The following is an 8,495-nucleotide window of genomic DNA, read 5'->3' on the forward strand; positions in this document are numbered from 1 at the left end:
GTTTCATGACTTACTTCTATTCCTCTGTATAATAGTTGCTCTCTCACATCACGATAGCTCTGATTAAATCTATGATATTGCCATATCGCCTGTCCTATTATCATCATTGGATATCTATGTCTGTTTGGTGTGCCCTTCATCTTTTTTGATATTTATTTTTTTAAATCCTACAATTTTATAATCTTTTATTCAATATCAGAATTTTATTCTATTTTTAACTTGACTGTGCCGCTTTTCCTTAGGTTTTTAATGAAGTTTTTTAAATTTGAGTTTAATTTTTGATTATAAAGTATATTTCTAACCTCTTCTTCACTAAGTTGTTTTGGCTTTTTATTTAGTTTTTTAATGTCTTCAATTTTTAATATTATGATGCTATCATCTGTTTCGATAGGCTTACTTACAGAGCCAACATTGAAAATATTGTTAAATGCATTGCTTATATCACTTGATAAATGAGCAATTTTAACCCAGCCAACAAGTCCATTATTTAGAGAAGTTTTGCCTTGTGAAAATTGTTGTACTAAATTTTTAAATGATTCTCCCTCTTTTAGTGATGAGTAAATTTTGTTAAGATATTTTTCGAGATTTTCATTATTAACTCTACTTTTGCTGAAACTGATCTCATAAAGTTTAAGTTCTGTGTCAGGATTTATACTTGATGTATTATTATCGAAATTCTTAGATATAGTTTCTAAATTATCTATAACTTCTTGTTTTGAAACTGTAGTCTCAGATTCTATCTTGTATTCTATTAGTTTTTTTAATAAAAGCTGAGATTTTATATAATTGGATAAATCGTACTTACTTATCATGAATTTGTTAACTAGCTCATTTAGGTTATTCAATCCACGATCACTTACTATATCATTCATATATTGATCGATATGCTTTTCTGAAATTAAAATATTGTTATTTTTTGCTATTTGAGATAATAGTTTCTCATCAATCATTGACTGAATCACATCTGCTTTTTGGCTGTCATCAATCTTTGTGTTGTTTAAAAATTCTAGTAGCTTGATCCTGTTTTTTAATTCAAATGAGGTTATGATTGATTCATTGACATAGGCAACAATCGTGTCTTGTTGTGAATGAGCAAAAATAGCAGTAAACAGCATCAATAACATAATAAATAATTTACTGATTAAAATAGTAAATTTTTTCCTAATATTCATAATAAATACTAACTAAAGATAGGTTCTATTTTTAAAAAAGTTGTCACCGAAGATTTTAAACCCTTCGGTTTTGAATAGTCTCTTATTACACCAAAATTTATCTTTAAACAATCTCCTTTGTAAAATAAGCCTACTTCATTGCTGATCCATTTGTTTTTTTCAGGTTTCTCTTTATTGTTTTCATTACCACTTTGGCAAATTTTTTCTATTTTAGAGCCAAGCTTTCTTCTTGCTCCTGTTTCTATTCCCCAATTATTATTGAAGTTGTAAATAAACTTAACTCCAATTTCTTGATTGTGTGAGTTGTAACATTTGTTAATATATTTTTTGTTGATATAAATGTGGTTTAAATCAATACCGGCTTTGTCATTGTGTATTTGGAAATCTAGCTCATTTTTTATTAGATTTAAATGATTAGGAGTAAGACTTGTGTTATTAATTGCTGATATTCCATTACTTAAGTGAGCATATAATTTGCTAACAATTTCTGTTTTTAATGAGTTAAATTTATCATCCCATGTGTAGGAAAGATATTTTATATTCGAATCTGTAGGTTTGTTTAGTTTATAACTTTGCCCTAAAATTGCTCCATAAGTGTTTTTTCCCGTATAATAATTGGTTCTAACACCAAAATTTAATCTTGACCCAACTTCGACATTATCTTTCCCTGTGAAAAAATTTGAAGAAAATATATTGGAAGTGCTAATAATTTGTGGTTGGCCATCTTCATTTAAGAAATTCTGTTTTGTTTCAGAATTGTATGTAAAATTGACGATAGGTTCCATAATTAAGTTTTTATGTCCTATAAATTTTATAAATGGCCATTTCCAGTCAACAGATAATTTACCCATCAATCTATTTTTTATTCCTGAATTTTCAGCTTTTGTTATATCATAATAATCATATCTAATCGCTGGATTGATATTTACTATTTGTCCAAAAGGCATAGTAGCATCGTGAAATGAATCAAGTTGAAAAGTCCCTCTTGTATAACTTATTCCCTCAGCTCTTCTTAAATTTAAAATATCGGTGGAAAGAGCTATATCTGATATAAAAGGATATTCTAAAGGTAATCTATTATAAGTTCTAATCCAGGGTAATATATATGGAGTATTTTTATTTTTTAAGTTATTTTCTCTTAAATTTTGAAAGGAAATGCCTTCTAAGGTGAGTAACTGATTTTTCTTTTCTTTTCTTAATGAAACGTTACTAGTTAGTATATCATCATCGATTATATCATACTTTTTTGTAAAAATTTTATCCCTATCAAATAACCTTTGAAATTTATAATTTAGAAAATAGTTGTTATTAAATTTAAAATCCCCTTTTGAAGCAACATAGCTTTTAAAAGTATTTTTTTTATTTATTATGTCTTTATCATTTATAAAATCACCATTGACCTCATATTGCCCATATTTAGTTAAATACCGGATGTTTATATTATTGAATATGTTACTTTTATTGCTTAACGTTGGCGTGTAGGTTAAATCCATTTGAGAGGCAATATTGAAGTAGTAAGGAATTGATATTTGCAAACCTAGTATATTAGAATTTTTAAATTTAGGAATTAAAAATCCACTTTTTCTAGGTGAATTTGGGGTGGGAATAGAGAAATAGGGAAAATAAAATACAGGAACTCCAAATAATTCTATTTTACTATTTTTAAATTCCACTTTTTTTTCTTTCTGATTTAAAGTGGCTTCTTTTGCTCTTATTTGCCATAGTGGCACGTTTGGAATATAATTATCCTTACATACCTTGCATGTTGAAAAAACCAAATTTTGAATTATAAATGTATCCTTATCTACCATTTGTGCAAAATCAGAGGATAATAAACCCTTATGTGAAATTCTAGCCTTGAATCTTACAATTATTCCAGCGCCATTGTTTTTATTGAAAAAAGCCTTTTTACCAAAAAAATAATTTTTATTATTATTACTAAATGCCAAATTACCAAGTGCATATAAATAATTATTTTTTTTATCAAATACTACTTTATTGGTTATGAGGCGAAAATTATCTTGCTCAATATACACATTGCCTTGTGCACTGATTAACTCTTCTTTTTTATTATAAATTAACTCATCTGCTTCAATAGTAATTTGATTTTGATGCTTTCTATTATTTAAATCTAAGGCTATACAATCTAGAGAATAATAAATTAATATAACGGCAAAAAACATTTTTATAAGATTAATCATCAAATTCTTTTAGTAGCAAAAAATAACTTATATAAAGAAATAAAAACAGTATACTTAACTAAAAACAATAACTTTGTAAACATAAGTAATATTGATGAATGAAATAATTAAGTTACAAAAAATTTTAAAAGAGCATAATATTACCCCTACCAAAAGATATGGGCAAAATTTTTTGGTTAATAATGATATAGTGAGCAATATTATTAGAGCGCTGGGTAATATAAATGATAAAACCGTACTTGAGATTGGTCCAGGGATTGGAGCCCTTACAAATGATTTGCTAAAAACTGATATTAAATCTTTATTTGTTGTTGAAATTGATACAAAAGTATTGCCAATTCTTCATAAAATCCAATTAGGGACCACCAAGCGTTTTGAAATTATAAATGCGGATGCATTAAAAATTGATGAAAGAAGCATTATCGATGGGGATTATATAATTGTTGCAAATCTACCATATAATATTAGTACGTTGCTTATTGTTAAATGGCTTAAAAATCTAAGTAATATTAATCAAATTGTCATTATGTTGCAAAAAGAAGTAGCCGATAGAATTTTAGCCCAGCCGTCAACACATTCATATGGAAGACTGAGTATTTTAGCCCAATTTACATGTGATTGTGAGTTATTATTTGATATAGAGCCAGAAAATTTTTTTCCAGTACCTAAGGTAACATCATCAATAATTAAATTAACTCCTAAACGACCAGAAGCTAGCGCTAGGGAAATAAATAATATTGAAAAGATATGTAAAAGCACTTTTAATTTTAGAAGGAAAAAAATAAAGAAAAGCTTAGAAAAAATTTTTAATTGCCCAGAAATTGAGTTAGAAAAGCTTCAAATAGATTATAATAAGAGGCCTGAACAATTAACTATTGATGAATTTTTTAAAATATCTACTATAGTGGAGTAATGATAAGTTAATATTAAGTGTGATGCAATATTTCTTAACTAATCAAATTGAATTGTGGTACGTGCTAGGCGCAATGCTAATGATTGTAGAAATGTATTTAGGAGGAACGATTGGCTTTTTTTTTCGCAGGAATTGCTGCTTTTTCTGTAGCTTTATGCATGAAGTTTAATTTGCTTGCATTAAATACATTACTCGATTAGATAGGGTTCTTTTTTGGATTTTTTTGTTTGTGGTCAATTATTTTATGGAAACCAGTAAAATACTTAATTAATATAGGCAATAGAGAGAGGTATGATAATATTGAAGGAAGCGTTGCAGTAGTGTATAGTAATGATTTAAAGAAAGGTAGTATTGGGGAAATAAAATGGTCAGGTGCGATTTGCAGAGCTAAATTGATTCCATCAAGCAATAATCAGGTATTAAAGAAAGGTGATGGGGTGGTGATTTTATATGTAAAAAACAATATATTCATGGTGGAAAAAGAGATTTAACTGCATTAGTGTACAATTAGATTTTTAATATAAAAATTTTTAGGTGATTATGGATTATTTAGATATAAATTCTGGAGTAGGATTCTTTTTAATAATACTCGGTTTTTTTTGCTGGTTCGCAATAAAAATAGTACCTCAACAACAAGCATGGATAGTAGAAAGGCTTGGCAAATATAACAAAACGCTTCAGCCAGGGTTAAGTTTTATTTTACCATTTATCGATAGAGTTGCTTACAAGCATACTTTAAAAGAGAAGGCTGTTGATGTTATGCAACAATCTGCAATTACAAAAGATAATGTCACTCTGGCGCTTGATGGAATAATATATGTTAGAATTGTTAATCCTGTGGACGCTTCATATGGTGTCGAAAATCCATATTATGCAGTTACTCAGTTGGCACAAACTTCTATGAGATCGGCAATTGGAAAATTAGTAATGGATAAAACATTTGAAGAAAGGGAGTATCTAAATAATCAAATTGTATCAACGATCAATGAAGCTGCGAGTACATGGGGTATTCAATGTATGAGATATGAAATAAGGGACATCAATCCTCCATCTTCTATTTTGAAAGCAATGGAAGCGCAAGTTTCGTCTGAAAGGCAAAAGCGAGCAGAGATATTTGAATCTGAAGGGAAGATGCAATCTATGATTAATATTGCTGAAGGTAAAAAAAGAGAGGTTGTATTAAATTCCGAAGCAGAAATGATGGATAAGATTAATAAGGCAAAAGGGGAGGCTGAAGCAATAGAAACTGTTGCCAAAGCAACGGCAATGAGTATTGAGACGATAGCTATTTCAATATTAAAAAATGGTGGCACAGAAGCTGTATCAATGAATATAGCTAAACAGTATATAGAGGCTTTCCAAAAACTAGCTCAAAATAGTAATACATTAATTATACCTTCTGAGGCTGGCAATATCAGTGCAATGACAGCGCAGGCAATGTCGATTTTCGACCAAATGAGATCAAGTGTGAAACCTATAAAATAAAGAGTAATTAGCGATGTCAATTTTTAAAAAAATAAAAAATTTTTTCAATCCATTATTGTCCCTCAAGGTAGGTGACTTAAAATTCTGGATAGATAAGTTAAAATCAATAGTAAATGAGATTAAAGTTAAATCTAAAAATTTATCAAAGACTAACTACGATTTAGGCCTATTTCATTTTAATAGAGGAAATTTGAACGACGCAATTTTGAGATTTAGGTTATTAAAGAGATTTGAAGAAAATTACAGTGATTTAGATTATTTATTAGGTAGATGCTATTTTGAAAAGTCTAGATTTGAAAAGGCAAAACAGTATTTAGAGGATTATGTAAAAAATGATGATAAATTTAAAGAAGAAGCTGAATATTGTCTCAATATCATTAATGACAAAAATGGCAAAATACAATGTGTCCCTATAAAGATAGTAGATCATAAGATTAATCAAGAATTTAGATTTCACCTCAGTGAGTTCCAAAAATGTAGAAAATCTTCAGAGAGTGCAACCTATGATGAGTTAAAAAAAATATTAAATGATGCAGAAAAAGTATTTAATTTTAATGTGCTAGATTTAGGTTGTCACACGGGTTTATTAACATATTTACTCAGAAAAAATAAGCTAATAAACTTTGCGCTGGGAGTAGATTTAAATGAAAGTGCTGTTAAACATTGTGAGAGTTTGTCAATAGGTAAAAATAAAGTTTATAACACTGTAATTAAAAAAGATATAATTAGCTTCTTAAGCTCTAAGTCCAAAACTGATTCAAAATTTGATATTATTCTAGGAGTTGATCTAATTTCATATTCCACGGAAATAGAATCGATATTATCTAAATTAAAGTCCTATCTTAACGAGCAGGGGATTTTTTTGCTGACCTTCCGTTGTAACAATACTCAAAAAGATAATTATATTTTTGATGGTAAATCTGAACAATTTATTTACAACAGCGTGTTTATCAATAAATTAGCTAAGAAATGCGGTTGGATCATTGCAAAAGAAGAGTTTTCGGAAGTTAAAAAACACGAATATTCACAAGCCACACTAATCTTAAAAATCAATCATGAACATACTAGCTAATAATTTTAGTGTTAAGCTTTTTATAGTGTTTGTGGTGTTTTTAATAACGTTGATGAATGTTGAGGGAAGAGAGCCAATTAATGATGAAGATTATAGTTTAGAAGATGATTATTATGATCAAAGCTATAATTTTAAAGTACATGATCCATATGAAAATTTTAATCGAAAAGTATATAATTTTAACAAGATAGTGGATAAATATATTATTAGGCCTCCTGCAGCCATGTATAATGTAATTGTCCCTAATCCTGCCAAGAAAGGAGTTAATTCGTTTATTAGCAATCTTAGGGAACCCTTGAATGTTATATATGGTGTAATTCAACTTAAACCTAATGAATCGTTTAATTCATTTTTTAGATTTTTTATTAATAGTACCTTTGGTATTTTGGGGATTTTTGATGTGGCAAAATTAATGGGTTTGAAAAAAAGCAATAACTCTTTTGGTGATGTTCTCAAATATTATGGTGCTAAACAAGGGCCGTACCTAATATTACCTATTCTTGGACCATCTGACTTAAGAGATGGATTTGGTAAAGTGATTGATATTGGGGGAGATCCGATAAATTTTGTAAAATTTAAAAATGATAAGAAATTTCTTAGAGTTTATTACGGGACCAGTCTAATAGTGGCTAGGGAAAAATTTATAGGCACAGACAAAACTTTGTCTGAAATATCACTCGATGAGTATGCTGCATTACGAAATTTTTATTATCAAAAATTAAATGGAGAAAATAATTATGAATAATATCATTAAATTAACAAAAAGAGTTTTTATATCATTTGCTTTAGTTGTGATGATTTATACTTTATCAATTGCTGAAGAAAAACAAAAATTGATAGGGTTTGTTAATGATACCGCTAAACAAGTGATTTCAGTTATTGAATCTACAAGCGCTGATTCACAAAAAGAACAAGAACTTCGGGATATTTTTTGTAATTCAGTAGATATAGATTGGATGGCAAGGTTTGCTTTGGGTAAATATTATAAAGAAATTAATCAGCAACAATTAAATGAATACCTGGTTGCATATAAAAATTTTCTGATTAATACCTATGTATCAAAATTTTCTGAGTATAATGGAGTAAATTTTGATATAGAGTCAGTAAAATATATTTCTAGCTCTCAGTATATTGTTAGTACAAAGATACTTAACAAAAAATATACTTCAAAATACATAAGTGTGGCGTATAGAATTAAGATGATAAATAATCATTTTTTAATTAGAGATATAATAGCAGAGGATATAAGTTTAATTTTAGGTCAAAGAGCAGACTTTAATTCTATTATCTCAAAAGAAGGTATTCAAGCATTAATCGAAAAATTGGGAGAAAAATTAAATAGGGAATAGAGTGCCTCAAGTTGAATAAATTTTAGCGCTATATTGGAAATAGAAATCATTTAAAAATACCTTTACTTATAGTTGCGTTAGAAGGCACCGTCAAGTTAATGGAAATATGGCCGCAACACAACCCTGACCCTTAAATTTTAGGCAGCAGCTATCTCTTGGATAGCTTCATCCCAAATGGAAGCATAAATATTAGATAGCGTTAAGCAACTTTTAGAATCAACTCATTGTCAATATTTGCTTCATAAAGATTCCACTCATTAGAGGACATAGTCGCTTTAATCTGCAAAACATTGTGAGCATTCT

8 protein-coding genes and 1 pseudogene are annotated in these 8,495 nt (G+C 28.5%); 6 read left to right on the forward strand and 3 right to left on the reverse strand.

Features of this window, described 5'->3' with window-relative positions:
- From L8D11_RS02185 to L8D11_RS02195, 3 genes and pseudogenes are all read right to left on the reverse strand, one after another.
- Nucleotides 1-140 (reverse strand): annotated as a pseudogene (locus L8D11_RS02185) (IS6 family transposase); the annotation flags it as partial.
- Nucleotides 141-203: 63 nt separating this feature from the next.
- Nucleotides 204-1,172 carry a peptidylprolyl isomerase gene (locus tag L8D11_RS02190; RefSeq protein WP_236870041.1) on the reverse strand — a complete coding sequence of 323 codons (969 nt, stop codon included), beginning with the start codon at nt 1,170-1,172 and terminating at the stop codon, nt 204-206.
- 8 nt (nt 1,173-1,180) lie between these two features.
- Nucleotides 1,181-3,373, reverse strand: coding sequence for an LPS-assembly protein LptD (locus L8D11_RS02195; RefSeq protein WP_236870042.1), 2,193 nt, complete (start codon nt 3,371-3,373; stop codon nt 1,181-1,183).
- A 94-nt stretch (nt 3,374-3,467) separates the two neighbouring features.
- Between L8D11_RS02195 and rsmA the strand changes: the two genes are divergently transcribed.
- From rsmA to L8D11_RS02225, 6 genes are all read left to right on the forward strand, one after another.
- On the forward strand, nt 3,468-4,286 hold the full coding sequence (rsmA, locus tag L8D11_RS02200; protein WP_236870043.1) for a 16S rRNA (adenine(1518)-N(6)/adenine(1519)-N(6))-dimethyltransferase RsmA: 819 nt from the start codon (nt 3,468-3,470) through the stop codon (nt 4,284-4,286).
- Nucleotides 4,287-4,513: 227 nt separating this feature from the next.
- The gene (locus tag L8D11_RS02205; RefSeq protein WP_236870044.1) at nt 4,514-4,777 is read left to right on the forward strand and encodes a hypothetical protein; all 264 of its coding nucleotides are present in this window, start codon (nt 4,514-4,516) and stop codon (nt 4,775-4,777) included.
- 49 nt (nt 4,778-4,826) lie between these two features.
- Nucleotides 4,827-5,771, forward strand: coding sequence for an SPFH domain-containing protein (locus L8D11_RS02210; RefSeq protein ID WP_236870045.1), 945 nt, complete (start codon nt 4,827-4,829; stop codon nt 5,769-5,771).
- Between the two features lie 13 nt (nt 5,772-5,784).
- On the forward strand, nt 5,785-6,843 hold the full coding sequence (locus L8D11_RS02215) for a methyltransferase domain-containing protein (RefSeq protein ID WP_236870046.1): 1,059 nt from the start codon (nt 5,785-5,787) through the stop codon (nt 6,841-6,843).
- Nucleotides 6,827-7,588, forward strand: a complete 762-nt coding sequence (locus L8D11_RS02220) for an MlaA family lipoprotein (RefSeq protein ID WP_236870047.1) — start codon at nt 6,827-6,829, stop codon at nt 7,586-7,588. Before L8D11_RS02215 ends, L8D11_RS02220 begins: the two co-directional genes overlap by 17 nt.
- Nucleotides 7,566-8,192: an MlaC/ttg2D family ABC transporter substrate-binding protein gene (locus L8D11_RS02225; protein WP_236870048.1), complete on the forward strand. Its 627-nt coding sequence runs from the start codon at nt 7,566-7,568 to the stop codon at nt 8,190-8,192. Before L8D11_RS02220 ends, L8D11_RS02225 begins: the two co-directional genes overlap by 23 nt.
- The last annotated feature ends 303 nt before the right edge of the window (nt 8,193-8,495 follow it).

Origin of the sequence: Candidatus Bandiella numerosa, assembly GCF_021811875.1 — a bacterium.
Lineage (GTDB): Bacteria > Pseudomonadota > Alphaproteobacteria > Rickettsiales > Midichloriaceae > Aquirickettsia > Aquirickettsia numerosa_A.

Excerpts from the sequence above, each read along its gene's own strand:
- L8D11_RS02195 (WP_236870042.1), bottom strand. The coding sequence starts at position 3,373 with ATGATTAATCTTATAAAAATGTTTTTTGCCGTTATATTAATTTATTAT.
- L8D11_RS02225 (WP_236870048.1), top strand. The coding sequence starts at position 7,566 with ATGGAGAAAATAATTATGAATAATATCATTAAATTAACAAAAAGAGTT.
- rsmA (WP_236870043.1), top strand. The coding sequence starts at position 3,468 with ATGAATGAAATAATTAAGTTACAAAAAATTTTAAAAGAGCATAATATT.
- L8D11_RS02215 (WP_236870046.1), top strand. The coding sequence starts at position 5,785 with ATGTCAATTTTTAAAAAAATAAAAAATTTTTTCAATCCATTATTGTCC.
- L8D11_RS02210 (WP_236870045.1), top strand. The coding sequence starts at position 4,827 with ATGGATTATTTAGATATAAATTCTGGAGTAGGATTCTTTTTAATAATA.
- L8D11_RS02220 (WP_236870047.1), top strand. The coding sequence starts at position 6,827 with ATGAACATACTAGCTAATAATTTTAGTGTTAAGCTTTTTATAGTGTTT.
- L8D11_RS02190 (WP_236870041.1), bottom strand. The coding sequence starts at position 1,172 with ATGAATATTAGGAAAAAATTTACTATTTTAATCAGTAAATTATTTATT.